General features: G+C 58.7%; 17 protein-coding genes and 1 pseudogene. 8 read left to right on the top strand and 10 right to left on the bottom strand.

What is annotated here, in order from left to right; all coding sequences use genetic code 11:
• Positions 1-14 precede the first annotated feature (14 nt).
• The 3 genes from HJB89_RS19200 to HJB89_RS19190 form a co-directional block, all read right to left on the bottom strand.
• Positions 15-1,715 (bottom strand): SulP family inorganic anion transporter, encoded by a 1,701-nt coding sequence (locus HJB89_RS19200; RefSeq protein ID WP_246762909.1) that lies wholly within the window; start codon positions 1,713-1,715, stop codon positions 15-17.
• Positions 1,716-1,835: 120 nt separating this feature from the next.
• Entirely contained in the window at positions 1,836-2,993 is a 1,158-nt protein-coding gene (locus HJB89_RS19195; RefSeq protein WP_207585770.1) for an HlyD family secretion protein, read from the bottom strand.
• Positions 2,993-3,334, bottom strand: coding sequence for a DUF3302 domain-containing protein (locus tag HJB89_RS19190; RefSeq protein WP_207585769.1), 342 nt, complete (start codon positions 3,332-3,334; stop codon positions 2,993-2,995). Before HJB89_RS19190 ends, HJB89_RS19195 begins: the two co-directional genes overlap by 1 nt.
• Positions 3,335-3,654: 320 nt before the next feature.
• Here HJB89_RS19190 and HJB89_RS19185 point away from each other — a divergent pair, with 320 nt between their 5' ends.
• The 3 genes from HJB89_RS19185 to HJB89_RS19175 are packed head-to-tail and all read left to right on the top strand — an operon-like array spanning position 3,655 to position 6,371.
• Positions 3,655-3,966 (top strand): hypothetical protein, encoded by a 312-nt coding sequence (locus HJB89_RS19185; RefSeq protein WP_207585768.1) that lies wholly within the window; start codon positions 3,655-3,657, stop codon positions 3,964-3,966.
• A 41-nt stretch (positions 3,967-4,007) separates the two neighbouring features.
• A complete protein-coding gene (locus HJB89_RS19180) occupies positions 4,008-5,405 on the top strand; it encodes a DUF3300 domain-containing protein (protein WP_221150403.1) in 1,398 nt (465 codons plus the stop codon).
• 33 nt (positions 5,406-5,438) lie between these two features.
• Entirely contained in the window at positions 5,439-6,371 is a 933-nt protein-coding gene (locus tag HJB89_RS19175; protein ID WP_221116257.1) for a DUF2950 domain-containing protein, read from the top strand.
• Between the two features lie 96 nt (positions 6,372-6,467).
• On the opposite strand, the gene HJB89_RS19170 is transcribed toward HJB89_RS19175, so the two are convergent.
• The gene (locus HJB89_RS19170) at positions 6,468-6,971 is read right to left on the bottom strand and encodes a CYTH domain-containing protein (RefSeq protein WP_207585765.1); all 504 of its coding nucleotides are present in this window, start codon (positions 6,969-6,971) and stop codon (positions 6,468-6,470) included.
• Between the two features lie 36 nt (positions 6,972-7,007).
• Positions 7,008-7,469: a hypothetical protein gene (locus HJB89_RS19165; protein WP_207585932.1), complete on the bottom strand. Its 462-nt coding sequence runs from the start codon at positions 7,467-7,469 to the stop codon at positions 7,008-7,010.
• A gap of 255 nt (positions 7,470-7,724) precedes the next feature.
• Here HJB89_RS19165 and HJB89_RS19160 point away from each other — a divergent pair, with 255 nt between their 5' ends.
• Positions 7,725-9,506: a hypothetical protein gene (locus HJB89_RS19160; RefSeq protein ID WP_221150402.1), complete on the top strand. Its 1,782-nt coding sequence runs from the start codon at positions 7,725-7,727 to the stop codon at positions 9,504-9,506.
• A gap of 273 nt (positions 9,507-9,779) precedes the next feature.
• On the opposite strand, the gene HJB89_RS19155 is transcribed toward HJB89_RS19160, so the two are convergent.
• From HJB89_RS19155 to HJB89_RS19140, 4 genes and pseudogenes are all read right to left on the bottom strand, one after another.
• Positions 9,780-10,448 (bottom strand): hypothetical protein, encoded by a 669-nt coding sequence (locus HJB89_RS19155; RefSeq protein WP_221116258.1) that lies wholly within the window; start codon positions 10,446-10,448, stop codon positions 9,780-9,782.
• A gap of 417 nt (positions 10,449-10,865) precedes the next feature.
• A pseudogene (locus HJB89_RS33780) lies at positions 10,866-11,291 on the bottom strand (Lrp/AsnC family transcriptional regulator); the annotation flags it as partial.
• Between the two features lie 25 nt (positions 11,292-11,316).
• Positions 11,317-12,522: an MFS transporter gene (locus tag HJB89_RS19145; protein ID WP_221131283.1), complete on the bottom strand. Its 1,206-nt coding sequence runs from the start codon at positions 12,520-12,522 to the stop codon at positions 11,317-11,319.
• Between the two features lie 399 nt (positions 12,523-12,921).
• Positions 12,922-14,106, bottom strand: coding sequence for an MFS transporter (locus HJB89_RS19140; protein WP_221150401.1), 1,185 nt, complete (start codon positions 14,104-14,106; stop codon positions 12,922-12,924).
• Between the two features lie 1,004 nt (positions 14,107-15,110).
• Here HJB89_RS19140 and HJB89_RS19135 point away from each other — a divergent pair.
• From HJB89_RS19135 to HJB89_RS19120, 4 genes are all read left to right on the top strand, one after another.
• Positions 15,111-15,347, top strand: coding sequence for a nitroreductase family protein (locus tag HJB89_RS19135; protein WP_259672079.1), 237 nt, complete (start codon positions 15,111-15,113; stop codon positions 15,345-15,347).
• Between the two features lie 78 nt (positions 15,348-15,425).
• Positions 15,426-16,412, top strand: a complete 987-nt coding sequence (locus tag HJB89_RS19130; RefSeq protein WP_207585760.1) for a quinone oxidoreductase — start codon at positions 15,426-15,428, stop codon at positions 16,410-16,412.
• A 180-nt stretch (positions 16,413-16,592) separates the two neighbouring features.
• Positions 16,593-16,847: a FitA-like ribbon-helix-helix domain-containing protein gene (locus tag HJB89_RS19125; RefSeq protein WP_221150400.1), complete on the top strand. Its 255-nt coding sequence runs from the start codon at positions 16,593-16,595 to the stop codon at positions 16,845-16,847.
• Entirely contained in the window at positions 16,844-17,275 is a 432-nt protein-coding gene (locus HJB89_RS19120; RefSeq protein ID WP_207585758.1) for a type II toxin-antitoxin system VapC family toxin, read from the top strand. Before HJB89_RS19125 ends, HJB89_RS19120 begins: the two co-directional genes overlap by 4 nt.
• Before the next feature lie 129 nt (positions 17,276-17,404).
• On the opposite strand, the gene HJB89_RS19115 is transcribed toward HJB89_RS19120, so the two are convergent.
• On the bottom strand, positions 17,405-18,271 hold the full coding sequence (locus HJB89_RS19115) for a helix-turn-helix domain-containing protein (RefSeq protein ID WP_221150399.1): 867 nt from the start codon (positions 18,269-18,271) through the stop codon (positions 17,405-17,407).
• Positions 18,272-18,343: the final 72 nt, after the last annotated feature.

Below are 18,343 nucleotides of genomic sequence, written 5' to 3'. Positions count from 1 at the left end.
TCTCCCTCCTGTGCTTAAGGTACGTTGGCTTCCGAAGCTGCCGTCCCGGTCTGATCGAAATCGCCGATCAGCGTTCGCAGGGCTTCTTCCCTGCCGTTGAAAAGATTGTCGGCTCCGATCGCCTTGATGACGCCGGCGCGTTCGAGAATGCCGCGGCTCTCTTCGCTGAGGTCAGCAATCGCGAAGATGATGTTCCGCTGCGCAAGGAGCTCGGCCACGGCCTCCAGTGCCGTTGCGCCGGTGCTGTCGATATGCGTGATCGCGCTCGCATCCAGCACGAGGCATCTGGTCCCGACAGCGAGCTCCTTTGCCACCGATGTCAGCCGCATGCGCAGGTAGTCGGCGTTGTAAAACAGAATGCTGCCCTGAATGGCAAAGACGGCCGCGCCCTCGACCGAGCGGGCTTCCGGAAACCGGCGAAGATCAAAGAAGCCATGCCGTCCCTCGATGCGGCCGAGAAGACCGTCGCGCGGGAACATCGTCTGACGCAGCAGATAGGCGAAAGTCGCCGCAACAGCGACGACCACGCCGTTGAGGACCCCAAAGCTGATCGCACCCCACATGGCGATCAGCGCAAAGATGAATTCCATCCGGCTGACACGCCAGATCTTCTTCAGTTCGTGAACATCGATGAGGCTGATCGCCGCCGTTGCAAGGATTGCCGCCAGCGCCGGAATGGGAAGTATCCGCAAGGCACTGTGAAGGAAAACAAGAGCGGCAATCAGGGTCGCTGCCGATACCAGTCCCGCGGCCTGCGAGACGCCGCCCGTCGACAGGTTTATCGCGGTTCGCGAATCCGAAACGCTGACCGGAAACGAGCCGAAGAGGGCGGGTGCAATATTGGCAGCACCAAGTCCGATCAATTCCTGATTGGCGTCGACCTCCTCTCCGGTTCGCGAAGCGAAGCTTCTTGCCGCGACGATGCCGGCGCCGAAGCTGACGAGAAAGATGGCGGCTGAACCGAGCACGATCTTATCGAGAGGCATCCGATGCAATGCGGGCAGGGACAGGCTCGGCAGCCCGCTCGGGATGTCACCGACAACCGCGATACCCCGGCCTTGGAAGTCGAAGATCGCAGAGAGAACAACCGATAGGACGACCACCAGAACAGGGCCCGGAACTCTGAAATGGAAGGCCCGGACGACCCATAACAACGCGAACATGATGAGGCCGAGAAGGAGCGAAGGCCAATGGATCAGACTGCTCTTGGCGAGGAGCTCGACGAGTGGCGGGATCAACCCATCCGATTCAATCTTGAGCCCTGTGAAGCGGCCGATTTGTCCGACAAGGATCGACAGCGACACGCCGGCGAAGAACCCCACCAGAATGGGACGCGACAGAAAGCTCGCGAGAACACCGAGCCTCAACAACCTTGCAGCAATGCAGCAGACACCGACACCGAGGGCAAGGGCCGACGCGATGGCGATCCTGTCGGTATCGGTCGCCGCCGGTCCAGTTGCGATGATCGCACCCATGGCGGCCGCCAGCACGGTCATGGTCGCGGCGTCGGGCCCGACGACCAAGAGCCGGGAAGGTCCAAAGATCGCATAGGCGATCGGCGCGACGATGCTGGCATAGATGCCCGTCTCAGGGGGCAAACCGGCGATGGCGGGGTAGGCGATGGCGCTCGGCAAACCAACGGCTGCGATCGACAGGCCGGCCGGAATGTCACTGCGGAGCCAGGCTCTGTTGAAGCCGGCAAGGCCCCGCAACATGGGAAGACTTCCTATCACCACTGGCTCCTTATCCCTTGCCGTTGGCCCTTGCCCGCTCGGCGCGCGTCGGATCTTGGTATTGCGGCGCAAACCGACGCAGGGTTTCTGCGGGACATGCCGTTAGTGTTCGAGGAACACGAAGTTCATCCAGCTGCTCATCCGCAACAGGACCTTGCGAAGGACTGCGACGTGGTGCCAATGGTGGGTGTAGACCGCGACATCGGCGACGACGCCGCCCGGTAGTTGATAATCGTCTGTGTTTTCGAGCAACTCGATCTGAGCCAGCGTTTGCCCGGGCGATATGCGCTCGGGCGATTGCGGATCGATCAGCGCACCGCTCGGCTGGAGTTGGCCCTGTGCCATCACATCGATGACCCCCTGCACCCGGGCCTTGAATATCTTGCCGGGCACGGCTCTGAAGGAGACCTCCGCTTCATCGCCGACGCGCACTCGCTGCAGCGAGTTCTGGATGAAAGCTGCCGCCAGCATGCGGTCCTGGCTGTCGATGAAGACCATGACCGGCCGCAAGGGCAGAGGGTTGGCCATCATTCCGGGGCGGAGGAAAACCTGCGTGACGTAGCCATCGGTCGGAGCCCGCACGACCGTCTGGTCGAGTTCGTATTCGGCGTTGTTCAATTCCGCTTGCAGCCTTGCAACTGTCGGGTTGGTTCCGTTGATCTCTGACTCATAGGCAAGTCTCGCCTGCACTGCTTGGGCGATGGCCGTGTCGACCGCAGCCTGCGAAGTCAGGTAGATGCCGCGCCGGTTCTCGACCTCAAGTTCGGAAAAGACGGCGCCCTTGCCGCTCGACTTCGCATTCTCGTTCGACTGCTGGAATTTCTCAAAGGCCTGCTGCGACCTGTCCCTCGAGGCCTCTGCGCCCGTGACCCCTGAATTGGCTGCATCCATGGCCGCTTTCAATTGCAGGACGGACTGCTTGGCTTCGGCGAGCGCGGCATTCTTCTGATCGACGGTGAACTGGTAGGGCCTCGGATCTATGCGAAAAAGAATGTCGCCTTTTTTCAACGGCGCATTCGCTGTCACCGGGACCTCGACGACCTGGCCTCCGACGACGGGAATGACCGGAGCCGAGGTGAAGTAGATGCGACCGTCGCCTGAATAGGGATGGTTGTAGCTCATCAGCAGCAGCAGGGTAGAAATGAGGAAGATCCCTCCAAGGACCGCGGTTGCGAGCGTCCACTGGTTCACAGGGATCCTGAATATTTTAAAGACTGCCCAGCAGATCGCGGCGTAGGTGAGTATGAGGAGCAGATCCATCAGGCGTTCTCCTTCTCCGGCGTCTTTGTCTCGAGCTCGGCGATTCTTGCATGGAGACGAGCAATTTCCGCATTCGCCTCAGCTTCCGCCGATAACTTTCCGTCCTGCCGGATGCCCCAGCCCCTGTCTTCGCGGTAAAGCGTTGCCCAAATGAACAGAAACGGCCAGATCACGTGGAGCGTGAAGAGGCTGACCCATCCTGCAACGTGTATCGCGTCCTGATGGGGGTGGTTTCGTGCCTTGGCCATCAGGTGGGGAATGTCGTGAATTGCAATCACGGCGTAGAAAAGGGTGACCACGACGAAGACCAAGACGCCCAAGGCAAAATAGTCGAGAAACACGGATCCCCCTTCTGGCTTGGTCTGCCCGAGCCATCTTGATCGCAAGCGAGGATTGGATAGTAGGCCCCTTTCGGCGCAAAGACCCGTAGCATCGCGTAATCTCTATCGGGGCGTCCCCAGCCGATCTGCCTGAGTGGATTGCCGGAGTGGGACGGAAAAACGCCGGATAGGCAGATGCATCCCGTTCCATGGCTTGGTTGTCGAATGCGCAAATCGATTCGAGCGCCGGCGAGCGTAGGATCGCGTATTTTACGTCTTGAGGCGGTTCGCCTGATATATAGTTCCGTATCTGCTGGCGCAGTTCGGTGGCGGGGGCGGAGATGGTGTCGGGAGAAAGTGGTTCGACATATTTGTCCGCCCTCGAAGCGGCAGAAGCTCATTTTCCCGACCAGGCAAGGCTCGTGCAGCGACTTTTCTACGTAAACGAGGCCTTTCACAGCATGTGCGAGGATCTCGCTGCGGCGGCGCAGGCATTGGCGCATGTCGAACAGCTGTCTGACGCCGTAAGGGAGGCGCGGCGGCTGGAATATGCAGGCTTGGTCGACGCATTGCTGAAAGAGATGAGGGAAGCGATAGCACAATCGAAAATTGTGATGCTCAGGCGGACGCCAGTTAGTCCGAAACTGCGGTGAACGCTTCTGCCATTCAACGATTAAAGGGAGGTCCTTGTGCGATGAATAGAGTTTCCCGCAAGCTGCTGGTTGGGTTGTCGACCTTGGCGATCATCGCGTTGCAGCCGGCACTTCCTGTCAGAGCGCAGGCTCCTGCACCAGCTGCGGCGCCCAACCAGGCGGATGCAGAACAGTCCACGGCGACACTCCTTTCAGACGATGAACTTGAAGTGCTCGTGGCGCGGATCGCGCTCTATCCGGACGAACTGGTCGCGGCGATTTCGGCCGCCTCGCTGTTTCCCTTGCAGATCATCGAAGCCCAGCGTTTTCTGGATACGAAAAAGAAGAATGCCGACCTCAAGCCCAAAAGCGACTGGGACGGCAGCGTCGTCTCGTTGCTCAACTACCCCGATATCGTCAAGATGATGAGCGAGGATCTCGATTGGACCCAATCGCTTGCCGATGCGCTCACCAATCAGCAGAAGGATGTGCTGATTGCCATTCAGCAACTTCGCGACGAAGCGGTGGCAAAAAACATCATCAAGACGGATGACAAGGTGACGGTCGTTACGGAAAACGACAATGTCATCATCCGTCCGACCGATCCGGAAAAAATCTATATCCCGCAATATCCGCCGGAGATGCTTTACGAGCCGGGCTATGCTTCTGAACCGATCTCCTACTATCCGGAGCCGTACGACAATTATTACTATCCCGGAGCCGCTTTCTTTGCCGGCGCGGTAACCGGGGTCGCCTTTGCCGCCATCGTGAACTGGGACGACTGGGGTGTGTGGGGAGGTCGCTGGGGCGGTGGTGACGTCGACATCGACTGCAACAATTGCCTGAACGGTCGAAATTTCAACGGGAAGATGAAGTTTAACGATGTCGATTGGTCGAATGTCGACCGCAGCAAAATGAGCATCGGCAAGGACCAGCTTGCCAAGCTGGACCGTTCGTCGATCAAATCCGGATTGCAGGCCGACAATCGCAATCAGTTGCGCAACAGAGCGTCCGAAATAAATGCAAGCCAGAGGACGGGCACGCGTGATGTCGGCGCCCGCGCCGACGATATCCGGAAGGGAACGGTGCAGGGGCTGAAGGAAAAGCCGCGACCCGGAGCGCCGAACGCGGCCAATCGTCCGGGGGCGTCACGCCCCGACGCGCGCCCCGCGAAGTCGGCCAATCGCCCGAACAAGCCGGCCGCAAGGCCTGCGCAGAAAGCCAAAAAACCGCAAATGGCCGCCAGGTCCGACAATCGCAACCGGCAGCCGAGTGCGCTTGGCAATGTCCAATCCGGCCGCCGGGAAGCGGTTTCTTCGAAGCGGGGTGCGCAGAGCATGGGCGGCCAACAGCGCTCTGCGCCGCGCGCCGCGCCACAGCGCTCCCGCCCTCCAGTATCCCACGGTGGTGGCCGTGGTGGTGGTGGCGGCGGTGGCCGTGGCGGCGGCGGCCGGCGATAAATGTCTTCCTTCCAAAATTGCCGGAGTTATATGATGAGAACTCAATCACCCTTGATCCTGCTTATGCTTTCTACCGCGCTCTGCGTTTCCGCGACCCCGTCAGTGTCGCGGATGCAGACTGATCTCACCGAGTTTGCGGCGGAAGGTCCGACGCCGTCGTTTGGCACGCCGGCCGAGGTTCTCGATCGGCTGAAGGCAGCGCTGGCTAACAACGATGTCGACGGGTTCGCAGGTCTTCTCGGCCTGAAGGCGGACAAGCTGCGGTCCAGCAACGAGGCGATGATCACCTATGGGCTGATCCGCGAAGGCGCTGCACGGCAGATCATCCTGGAGGATCTCGGTGGACGGAAGTTCGTCGCGATCGGCGACCGGCTTTGGCCTTTGCCCTTCCCGCTGACGGAAAAGGACGGGAAATGGTCCTTTGACACCCAGGGCGGCCTTCAGGAGATCATCAATCGCCGGATCGGCGAAAACGAACTCGCGACGATCGACACCATGCACGAATATGTCGCGGCTCAGTATCAATATGCGTCCGAGGACCGAGATGGCGATGGCATTTACGAGTTCGCGAAAAAATTGATTAGCAGTCCGGGCAAGCTGGACGGCCTGTATTGGGACCCGAGCGTCTTTGGCGAAGAAAGCCCGGCAAGCGCCTTGGTCGAGACGGCTGCCTTCGGCGCCGCCAAACGCGGCGAAGGTTATTTCGGATACCGCTATCGCATCCTGACCGCCCAGGGTGACAATGTGCTGGGCGGTAAACAAAGTTACGTCGTCAACGGCTATATGACCGCCGGCTTTGCGTTGCTCGCCTGGCCCGTCGCATATCGGGTGACCGGCGTGGAGACATTTATCATCAACGGGGCGAGTGTCATCTATCAGCGCGACCTCGGTCCGCAAACGGAACAGCGCGCCGCGGCGATCAAGGAATTCAATCCGGACGCCAACTGGACGGTTGTCAGCGAGTAGATCCAAGAGCGTGTCGCCCGAAAACTGTGAGTATTTTCGCGCGACTTCATCCTTGCCCTCTCATTGGAAACAGGATTCAGACTTGGCCGACCCGGCCTACAATAATCCTGTTCTAGCGGTGACGCCTTGCGCCCGGGAGGGAAGGTCCAGGGCAGCGGCCATGGCGCGGTTGGAGTAGCGCTTAATGCCTGTGACTTCTTGCCCAAGCCAGCTCGGCAGGTCTGGCCGATCATCTTCGCTTGCCATTTCTATCTCGGCGAGCGTCAATCCCTCATAGAGCCCAGCAAAGACGTCTATGGTCCAGCTTCTGCCGTGATGGAGGACCTGGTAACGCGTCTTTTCAATGACGTGGCCGGTGGCATGGAGGAGCAGGTCGCGGGCCTCTTCGACGGGAATTTCGTACTCGAATTCCTCCTTTGAGAGCTCCGCTATGCGGAACTTGATCGTCAGGCACGCAGAATGCCCGTCGATCAGGCGGACGCGTATCGAACTGTCTTCGCGGGACAGGTAAGCCTGCTGCAGGACATGCGAGTTGCCGGCGCTATCGCGCCAGCTATTATCGCGGATCAGGAACTTGCGTTCGATCTCGGTCGCTTTCAAGTGATGTTCCTCCGCCCCGACCAGCGGCTCCTGCGGTCAGTCGACAGGCGGCTCCCAAGTGAGGAAGAAGCCGACATCTCCAGGCATGCCGTCCGGGAAGCTGATGATCATGGCCTTCAGCCCGTAGCCCTGCGGCCTCGCAACCTGCTCGAAGAGTTCGAGGAGTTCCTTTGCCTTCCCCTGCAGGGTCTTCTGCCATCCGGGTAGGTTGTTATTGATGGCGCGGCCGCTGTCCGAGCAGAATGTCGACGGGAAACTGTAGATCAGCGCCTCGTATTTGCCGTCTGCGGCGGCTTTCATCACCAGCCGCTTGATAACGGTGCGTTCTGCTTCGCCGATACTTTTTCGAAAAAAATCCTCGACGAAATCCGCATGTTTTTTTGCTTCACGCGCCTTGATCTTGTCGCTACGGTCCATCTCGAGAAGCTGAAGCTCCAGAGCACGTTTGCGCAATTCCTCCGCGCTTGTCATGGGATGCGGGGTCGAGGGCTCAGTCATGGCAGCTTCCTCCAGAATATCCGGTGATGATAGGGGGAGCTGGGGCATTAAGGCAGTAAAATACATGTCGGCTGTGGTAGAATACGGTATCTTACGCTGGGATTTCTGTGACGTCATACCTCATCTGACTATTGCGCGAATCCCTTTGGCCATTATTGGGCTGCTCGGTTGGGTCGGGATTGCCGTTACGCCAGGCTGAGATTAGTGTTGGGCAGCATACTGCAGGTTGTTGGAAATCGGAATCCGGGGGGCCTGATGACGAGTGCAGGCATTAACAGGAGCATCGCTTCGCAAGACGAGGTGCATCAGCAACTCGAGCGTATTCTTGCCAGCCGGGAGTTTCGCCTCCCGGAACGGGCGAGAAGATTCCTCGAATTCGTGGTGATGGAAACGCTTGCAGGCCGCCGCGAATACCTGAAAGCGTTTACCGTTGCACAAGCCGTTTTTGGCAGGGATGCGAAATTCGATGCCCAACAGGATCCATGTGTCCGGATCGAAGCAGGGCGGCTGAGACGCGAGCTGGAACACTATTACCTGACCGATGGCGGCGCTGATCGGGTTATCATCACAATTCCCAAGGGCGGATACGCGCCAGTCTTCGAAGTCAACCCCGATGCTGAACTGATCGAGATGTTGCCGGTGGAGCAGCCTCTTCGCTCGGCGTTCTCAGGCGACGACGGCGAGCAGGCCAAAGCGGCGGCAGACGAGATCGGCGAGGTGCGCCGACACGTATCGAGGCGGCATTGGCTTCTCGTAGCAGGCGCGGTGATTGTCTTCGCCGCGGCAGTGGGCATATTTCAGCAAGTGGGGTCGCCGCGCTCGGATCATGGGGCCGCACAGGGAGCCGATACCCGCCCCAGCATTATCGTCGAGCGTCTTGACGCGCCGTCCGGGGGGGCGCCCGCGACCGATATCGCTCGGGGCATGACCGACGACATCATCGAGAAGATGGTCCGCTTCAATGAAATCATTGTGGTCACCGCCATGCCGCGAAATAACGGCGTCCCTTCGTCACAGCCGCTCTACGCCCTCCAGGGAAGTGTGGAGCTCGAAGGCAACCGGCTGCGGTCAATCGTAAGGCTCGTGCGGCGGGCGGACGCGGCGGTCATCTGGGCAAGTAACTATGATGTGGACACGAAAGTGCAAGGCATTCCAGAAGCCCAAGCAAGCCTCGCTGGGGACATAGCCACGGCGGTCGCGCGCCCATTCGGGGTGATGTTTGAGAGCGATACCGCAACCATCGCCGGAAGCGCGGACACTTTTTCGTGCATTCTCTCCTATTACAGCTACCGTAGCGAAATGACGGTGCAGGCCCTTGAGGTGGCAAAACATTGCCTGCAAGCGGCGGTGGAAAAAGCGCCTGCCGATTCCAATGTTGCGGCGCTGCTTTCGCTGATAAATCTCGACGAGTTCCGCTTTTCATACCAGCTTCACACGAAACCGACCGCTGCGACGCTTGGCGTCGCGAAGGCGCTTGCCCAACTGGCGGTGCGGCTCGATCCGAAGAATGCGCGTGCGCATCAAGCGCTGATGCTTGCCGACTTTTTCGGCAATGATCAGGCTGGGGCTTTAGATGCCGGCGCCGCTGCCTATGCCAGCAACCCGAACGATACCGAAGTGGTCGGTGAATATGGCTTGCGCCTTTCAATGTCGGGGGAGTGGGATAGAGGCTGCGGATTGATTTCCGAGGCTGTCGGGAAAAATGCCGGTCCGCGCGGATATTACGAGGTTGGAATGGCGCTGTGCGCTTTCATGCGGGGCGATTTGCAAGCTGCCGAACTATGGTCGCACATGTCGGACCTCAACTACAATCCGATGCATCGTCTCGTATTGCTTTCGATTCTCGGGGCGCTTGGAAAGAAACAGGAGGCCCAAGAGCAACTGGAATGGATCAAGAGCAAATCACCTGCATTGATCTCGAACGTCAGGCCCGAAGTCGTCACACGGCTGGCGCGGACCGAAGATCAAGAGCGGTTTCTCGCAGGAATAGAGGCCGCCGGCCTGTCCATGCCAAACGACAAGACGCCGAAGGAATGACGGATTCAATCAGCCGCCGTGCCTGAGCGGATGGCCCAAGTTGCCCGATGAGCGCCTGCCTCCTCGGCTGAGGTCAATCGTTGCGCGTCACCGGTCGAAACTCCTTCTCCACGATAAAGATTCGACGAGCGCACACTGGTCAGGGTGCTGTCTGAGCAAAGCGAAGACATCCCAACTGACTTTCCAGGGCAAGCATGAATGAGACGTACACGGCGTTCGACCGCAGCCCGCAAAAAACAGCTCGGCTCTTACCAACTAACGCGGTCGCTTGGTTTACTCGGCGTCCTCGTTCGCCCTGGGAAACAGTTCAAGCACATTTGACCCGTTCGAGGACGCTGGAGTGCCTGGCTTTCGGCGTCGCGAACCGCTTTGTCCAGCCTTTTGAATAGCTGAAACGAGCCCTTCGCGCTGGCGATAATAGTCGGGCTTGGCAGGCAGAGTCAGGTCGAACTCTTTTAGCATACGCTCAATGATGTCCATCGCTTCAGCCGCGAGATTAGCATAACCTTCTTGGCGTCGCTCGAAGAAGCCACCGTATCTCGGCTTGGAAAGGTCGAGACTATCCAAGGCGTATGAGAGGTTTTTCACGCGGTTCGACAGCCACAGAATTTCGTCCGAAAGCTCGGCATCGAAAATGTTCCAATTGGCGTTCGCTGGTAGCACAAGGGTCGGATCTGGAACGTGGAACACGAATTCGCCTTCATCAATAGGATTGAATTCGGGCATGTCGTGAACGGCAGCATAGCTGGCTCCGACAAAGTCATCTAGCGCCAGCACCGTCATCATCGCGAGGTTTCTCGTTTCGGCCTTTGGGCGCCGGTTGATTCCCGTCTTCACAAGTCGAATGACGTTCGGAAGCAAGGAACCAGCAGCTAAACTGCCAGCGCCTATGAACGCTCCCATTGCCATGATCCCTTGAGTGGTTTCGAAGAACTGCGTCAATAGTCACCTCGTTGAATAGGAGATGTGAATTGCGTCAAGCAGCAGACGCTGACGGAATCCGCACTTTCCGTTCCAGTTTGCCTTGAACTGAAATGATAGGGAACTCGGTTTCGCCGGAATGCTCTCCATCGAGCGTGACGACCTCAGTTCCGTTGAAGCCTTGGCAATGAGCTGTTGGTCCAACGATCAATCAGCATCTCAAATGAGATCGAGCGGCTTCGCTTTCAAGGACCTCCCGATAATCGGGCCTCGAACGATTTAGCGATTATGGCAAATCGACTGGTCGGACGCGCTCGGAGGGATCGCCCTCGTCTGTCTCGGCTGCAACTCGAACCACATTCTTCGTCCGAGCGAGATCCCGGTGATGGCCGCGACTCTAGCGAGAGGTGGATTTGGACATGAACCAGGCCTTGGCTGCAGGAGCGGCAGGCGGCGTTTGACGGAGGTGCCCTTGATGACAGCCGTGCTGGTGACGGCGTGTTCAGAGAGAGCTTCAAGAACATCGTCCATTTGCTCGATCGAATGGACGACCAAGCCGGCGAGGAAAGGATCGTCACCGGTGATCTTGTCGCATTCGATAAATTCCGGCCGCTCCTGAATGAGTCTTTCGGCAAGATGAAGTTTGCCGGGGAGAGGCCTGATCCTCACCATCGCCCGGATCTGATAGCCGATCGCGCGCGTGTCCACATCGACCGTGAAACCCCGGATAACTCCGGTTGCCTCCAGCCTGCGAACACGCTCCGAAACGCTTGGCGCGGCCATGCCGATGAGGCGGGCAAGCTCGCTCATCGATAAGCGGGCATCCGAATCGAGCGCGGCCAGAATGCGTGCGTCAACATGGTCCTGTTGCCTCTAGCTTCCTTCGAGCTTACACGGCCTGCACATTCTGGTCCTTCGGCAGCGAGATCGTCATCGCCGCGGCGGCGGCGGCCGTGACTGCAACCGCGAGATAGATGCCGCTGAAACTCTCCGTCGATGTCTTGATCACGCCGCCAAAGAAGTTCCCTGTAGTGCCGCCGATGCCTTGGAACACGGTGCAGATGCCTAAGACAGTCACCGCGACGCGGGGCGTGGCGCGATGTGAGACATAGGCCGGCAGCAGGCCATAGATCGGATAAAAGCCCAGCGAAAAGAAGATGCCTGACAGGATCGAGAGTTCCATCGAGGGATCGAGGACCACGAGGGCGCCGGCGGCAAGGAAGCTTGAGTAACAGGTAAGCATGGCATAGCGCGATCCGAGACGCGACGATATTGTGCCAATGGCGAAGCCTGCGCTGATCCCCACCGCCCCGATCGTTGCCCAGAGCCATGAGGCAAAGCCGACGGAATAGCCGAGTTCCTCGCGCAGGAACGGCGAGAGATAGGTGAGATAGGGATATGGCATCAGGCCGTTGATGAAGCCGAGCGCGAAGATCAGCGTCACCCATGGCATGATGGAGCGCAGGCTTGCTGAACCGCCGGCAGTTGGCGCGAGCGTTTCGTCACTTGTCCCGCTGTCGAAGAGGCCGGCCCGCCCGAAGAGAATGTGGGTGACAACGGCCAGTGCGATCGTGGCCGCGCCTGTGAGGGACCAGACCATCTGCCAGTGACCGCTTCCGGCGTATGCCGCCACGAGTGCGCTGTTGATGAGGACGCCAAAGGCCGGGGCGCTGGAGATCAGGCTCATGGCAAAGCCGCGCTGTTCTGCTCTTACCACCCGCGAGGCGAGATTAATCATCGGCACGAAAGTCGATGCGCCCGTCGCGCCGGCGACCATCAGCAGGCCGGCAACCACATAGAGATTGTCGATGATGGGGATGCCCGACAGGCAGAGCCCGCAGAGCGACACGGACGCCACCACCGTCCGTGCAGCACCGATGCGATGGACGAGCCAGGTACCGAGCACGGCGAATGCCACCGTGGAAAACTGGACTAGGCCGGTGACCGTGCCGACGAACGCATAGTCGAAGGCAAGATCTTTCCGCATGTCTGGGATGATCTGAGGAAAAAGGCTGAGGCCGAAGCCGTAACACGTGCCGACGCAGGCGATCATGACGGCCACGAGAACATTACCTGGGATACGCACGCTAGTCATCATGATCGGCCTCTGTTGGCAACCGGGTTCACGCTCCCGCTCGACGCGATGATCATCTAGCATGGGCAGCCGGCGGACTGTCGGATCTGCGACGCCGGCTGCCAATATTGCCGCGCTTCGGGTGTCTCGGCATCGAGCGCGCCAATAGTCTTGCGCGGACCTTGGCGTCGTCGTACCCCAACCATCAAAGCACCGGCACTCCTGTTCAAGACCCTCACTCGCGGCGCATTGCCGAGTGCTCCTTTAGCTTTGGACCCAGCGAAGTGAAACGCTCTCTTAAAATTCATGACGGACATCAAACGTATACACGTTAAGGGAGCACCGAGCACGCCGCCACGGCGTGCTCGCCTATGCTTTTCGCTGAACCAATCGAGCCGCCGAAACAGCCAGCTCGATCGATCACCCTTTGACGCTCCGGACGCTCGCAACGCTGCCGTCGCAGGCCGCCCGGCGCTTGGCAAGCACCTTGACCGAAAAGAGCGCATAGATGATCAACGGAAGGCAGACGAGATAGGATGTCCTGATGCCCGCATGTTCGGCAATGAAACCGAGCAGCGGCGGCGCCAGGAAGAAGACGACGAAGGTCATCTGGCCAAGGGCGGCGACGTTGAGATACGCCGCGCGATCTGTGCGCTGGGCCGCCGCCGAGACGGCGAGAGGATAGACCGCGCTGCAGCCAGCGCCCATCAAGGCAAAGCCCGCCAGCGCCACATAGGCATGCGGAGCGCCCCAGACGGCACAAATGCCGATCGCCGAAAGAACAAGCAGCATCGTGGCGACGGCCCGCGCGCCAAACCGATCGACCAGTGGATCGACGAACAGGCGCGCCAGCGCCATGCAAAAGGTAAAGAGCGTCAATCCCAGTCCGCCAACGAAGGGCTCGACCGAAAACACGTCGCTCATATAGATCGCCGACCAGTCGATCCCGGCACCTTCGACGAGAAAAGCCGCGATGCCGATCACGCAGAGCGGCATAAGGCCCCAGGTGGGAAGCGCCATCAGCGACGCCTTGCCTTCATTCAACGGGGTCCGCGGTGGCGCATTGCGCATGCCGGAAATCGCCCAGACGCCGAGCACAAGCACCGCGGCAAAGGTCACGGCGAGATGGAGTTGCATCGAAATACCGGCTTGGCGGACGACAGAGGAGACAAGCGCCGTGACGAAGAAGCCGAGGCTCCAGAAACCATGCGCCCTGTTCATCACACCGCGTCCTAGCTGTGCTTCGATGCGATCAATCTCGACATTGAGATTGATCTCCAGCGCCCCGGCGAGCATCCCCTCGACGAAAAGCACACAGAACACGACCGGCGCCGCATCGATCCACGGCACCAGCGATAGCAACGCAGACGTGCCGAGAACGGTAACGAATGCCGTTGTCCGCGCACCAAGCCGGGTGATCACGGGCGAAGACAAAGTCAACGAAATCAAGGCGCCGATCGCAGCCCCTATCAACGTCAACCCAAGCTCCGACTTGTCGACGCCAAGCGCAACCTGCAAATCCGGCATCCTCGACAGCAGCGCCCCCAGCGACACGGCGAAGAGAAAGAAGCAGACATAGATCCGCTGCTGCGGCGCGATTTTCATGATCCAACTCCGGGAATTGACGCTCGAAGCCGAACGCGCGCTTTTGGATTTGTGATGTCTAACTCACAGGGCCGGAGATCAAAACTTTTTTCTGAGGAGATGCGACGGAGCAGGCGATCTCAGAGACCGGCGATTTGCCTGGGTGTTTAGTCCCGGCAGCGCGACGGTTTCGGTGGGAGCCCCGCAAGCCAATATAAGTTTGCACCTCGTTACCGTGAAACCTGCGCTTGAATTCAGCTTGGCCCTGAACGTTGAAAATCCGGCGGTTAACGAGCAGTGACAGGAATACGCGCTGATAGAGGTAGCACAAAGGTGCTCTCGGGAAATTGGCTTTTTTCGACGTTGGCCAGCGGCGACAAGCCGAGAGTCATGATCTCGGCTCCTTCTTGTCTAAAACGATCTGCGGCATATTTCGTGAGCCCGATCGGCATAGGCCGTTGTGCCCGGGATTTTTCGCTTGAGGGGGCGAGGAATGTCATCCCGGAGCTTGCTGCGTTCCTAATGCCGCACGCTATTGCAGCTGCGAAGCTGGAAAATTAGAGGGCTGTCGGTAGCCGGTCAACTCGCCGCCCAGTTGTCTTTGTCCCGAATTCAGACGGTCTGAACTCCGGATCCCGACAAAACCGGGATAAAAGCAAACGCCCCTGACATCACGCGTGGTCATTTCATCCCCTTGCGCGATAGGCCACTGTTCGAGCGCGAACCTCATCCACTGCGCATTTTGACGTCAGGCGAGGCGCGCGGCTGATTGCAGTAACGCCGGCATAAAGTGCGCACCAGCAGGCCTGTAGGCCCGGGCAACTGTTGTCTCCGCCCAACGGCATCCTGAAAACAGCGGATCGGCTGTTCAACTCCCCACATCCTCGACGTCGGTAGGACGTTCTCTCACCCTTGGTGTGATTTCGGCCACCAAATGGAGTGTGCGGACTAACACCGAGCAGAATTGGCCGGCTCATCTCGAATTGATATCTTTGTGATTGTCTGAGCAAGGATCATGGACGCGTATGAGGCGGTCACGACCCCGACAGGCGCGCAGGTTCACCGACCGCGAGATCCCGAAGGAAGTGCTGGAGCGCGTGCTGTCCGTCGCGAGCTGGGCGCCGTCTGGATCGAATATACAGCCGTGTAACACCTCCATGGTGAGTGGTGCGACGCTTGCCGAGCAAGCAGCGCGCCGGAAAACCGTGGCCGCCGGCGACCCTGGACGAACAAGAAAGCAACAGGACTATCAAACGGGCTGAAACGTTCAATATGTCGAACGCCAGTCTTTGTGACCGTCACGCAAAACAGTGCCGCTATTTCGCTGAAAGGAAATCATAATGTCGCTCAAAGCACGAGCAGCACGCATTCATCAGTACGGTCCGCCTGAGGTCCTGGAGTTCGAAGACATCCTAGTCCCAGATCCTGGTGACGCAGAGGTCCGTGTCCGCAGCACAGTCATTGGCCTCAATTTTGTGGATGTCTATTTCAGACGCGGCACGATGGAGGTTCCGTCATTTCCCGCAATTATCGGCAACGAGGCAGCGGGTGTCGTCGAGGCCGTCGGAAGAAACGTTGCCTCGGTGAAAGTCGGCGACCGCGTCGTCTTCGGTCACAGCACAGGCGCTTACGCCAGTGCGGGCCTCCATCCCGCCGACCGGTTGGTGATTATACCGGACGGTGTCACCGACGAGCAGGCCGCGGGCAGTTTTTTGAAGGGTTTGACGGCGAGATATCTGGTCAAGGACGTTGTACCTTTGAAGCCCGGCGACACGATCCTCTATCACGCCGCCGCGGGTGGCGTGGGCCAGATCTTCGTGCAGTGGGCTAAGTCACTCGGGTATCGTGTCATTGGAACAGTATCCAGCCAAAGCAAGGCAGACGTTGCACGCCGGGCGGGATGTGACCACGTCATCAATTACAGCACGGAAGATTTCGTGGCGCGCACCTTCGAACTGACTGATGGAGTTGGCGTAGACGCGGTGTTTGATTCCGTCGGAGAAGACACCTTCCGTGGTTCGCTTGCCGTACTCAAAGTTCGTGGCACCTTGGTCCAGTTCGGTAAGGTATCCGGCGAAATTACTCCACTTGATCCCTATGAACTTGGCCCGCGAGGGCTGCATCTGACATGGCCAATGCTGCAGCATTACGTTTCAACGCCTGCCCAGACCGCTGAGGCCGCCGCCGATCTGTTTGCGGCAATCAAATCGGGTGTCCTGAGGGTCGACCCTACCCGCATCTATTCATTCGACGACCTCGTCGAGGCTCATCGGGATCTTGAAGGTCGATTGACAACGGGTTCAGCGGTCCTTCGCGTGACGCAGTAGCGAAAAGAACGGAAGCCGCGCGGCGGTCGTACTTGTCCAGGGCGGGTGTCTTTCATCAATTCAGGTCTCGCTTGATCTGATAACACTGAAGTTATTTCGATGCTTCTGAATCCACTTGAAAAGAGAAATCATCCGGCATAATTTGATATCAACGAAATCATGTTTGGTTGGATGATATCAATGCCAGCGGTCACCATTCGCAATCTCTCGGATGAGGCACATCGCGCCCTGCGGGTGCGAGCAGCTCATCATGGCAGAAGCACCGAGGCTGAAATCCGTGACATCCTCGAGGCTGCCGTTCGTCCATCTGAGCGCGTGAAACTCGGCTCTTTACTTGCGGCGATAGGTCGGGATGCCGAGCTTTCCGACGATGATGTTGGAGCCCTGCAGCAGGGTCGCGATAAGGCACCTGCGGAGCCGATGACGTTCGAATGATATTGCTGGACACCAACGTCATATCAGAGCCGTGGAGATCGGTTCCCGACGTGGCAGTGATCGCTTGGTTGGACGCACAAGCAATCGAGACACTGTTCCTTTCTACCATAACAATTGCCGAACTTCGTTTTGGGATTGCTTCCATGCCCCCAGGCAAACGGCAGGCTATCCTTCACGATCGCCTGGAGCGCGAAGTGCTTCTGCATTTTGTCGAGCGCATTCTACCCTTCGGCGTCACCACCTCGCAGTTTTATTCAGACCTCATGGCGCGTGCTCGGCTGTCCGGGAAAGCGATCGGCAAAGCTGATGGATATATTGCGGCCACGGCAGCGGCGCACGGTCTCGCGGTCGCGACGCGCGACACGAGCCCTTTCGAGGCCGCCGGGCTGAAGGTGATCAATCCTTGGTCTTCACCAAAATCATCTTGAACGTCGAGCTTCGTATCGTTCAAGACCCCAGCATTTTTATCCGCATCCGGGCCTCAGCTGGGCGCCTTGGGAACACATCGTAATTTCAGAGGTGCACTTCTTGCGGAAGACGTTGCGCTTCCGACAAATTCAGCCTGCCAAAGGGTTCATCCCGCTCACCGATTCGCGGAAATGACGCGGAGTGGTCCCCGTTCGCCCCTTGAATATCTCGTAGAAGCGACTACTGGAGCCAAAGCCGCAGTCATAGCCGATCTGCAGGATGGGAGCGTCGGTGTCGGTCAGAAGCTGCATCGCCCGCGCCATCCGATATCGGATCAAATACTCGTTGACCGATATTCCCAACACCTTGCGGAAAGCACTGTTGGCCGTGCTCGGGTGGATATTTGCGCGCTTCGCGAGCTCGGGGATGCTGATCGGGTTTGCATAGTGCATATTGATCAGGTCGATGAGCCCCTCGACGTATCCCACCGCGTGGCCGGCCATAGGCGCCGGAAACAATTGGGTCGGCACGGTCTCGATTTTAGCATTGTCCAGGATCAGGCGTCTTATGCGCAGGCGCACCTCATCCACGATCAATTTGCGCCTTGCCTTACTCCCTGACTGCCATTCCCTTTCCCAGCGTGCAAACATCGAAACATCCGGGTTTTCCTGAGGTCCCTGCGTCAGGAAGCGGCCCTGCATGATCAATTGCCTGGCCCCTCTGTCTACCGGCAGGGCAAGGAAATCGACGAGGGGAAGATAAGCGCACACCAAAGGCGCGTTTTCGGTAACGGCGATCGTCTGGTGCGGGATCGCCGCCCAGAACAGAACCAGCCGCCCGGCCTCTACCTGTTCCTGTCTGCCGTTGAACAGGTAGGTCATCTGGCCTTCCATCAACAGGTTCAACTCGACGTGGTCGTGCCAGTGCGGCGCTGCCATCGCATCGGCCATGTGACGCTCGATCAGGAATGCATCTCTGGATGCAATCCATTCGGCGCGATCGTGATTCCGTTTCATTTTCTGGCTTCGACTCGAATTCCGGAATTATTAGTCGGATAGCAGGAGGAAATTCTGATTCAGAAGGAGCAC

Origin of the sequence: Rhizobium sp. NZLR8 (assembly GCF_019685025.1) — a bacterium.
Lineage (GTDB): Bacteria > Pseudomonadota > Alphaproteobacteria > Rhizobiales > Rhizobiaceae > Rhizobium.
The sequence above is the reverse complement of the archived record's forward strand: the minus strand, read 5'-3'. Positions and strand labels throughout refer to the sequence as shown.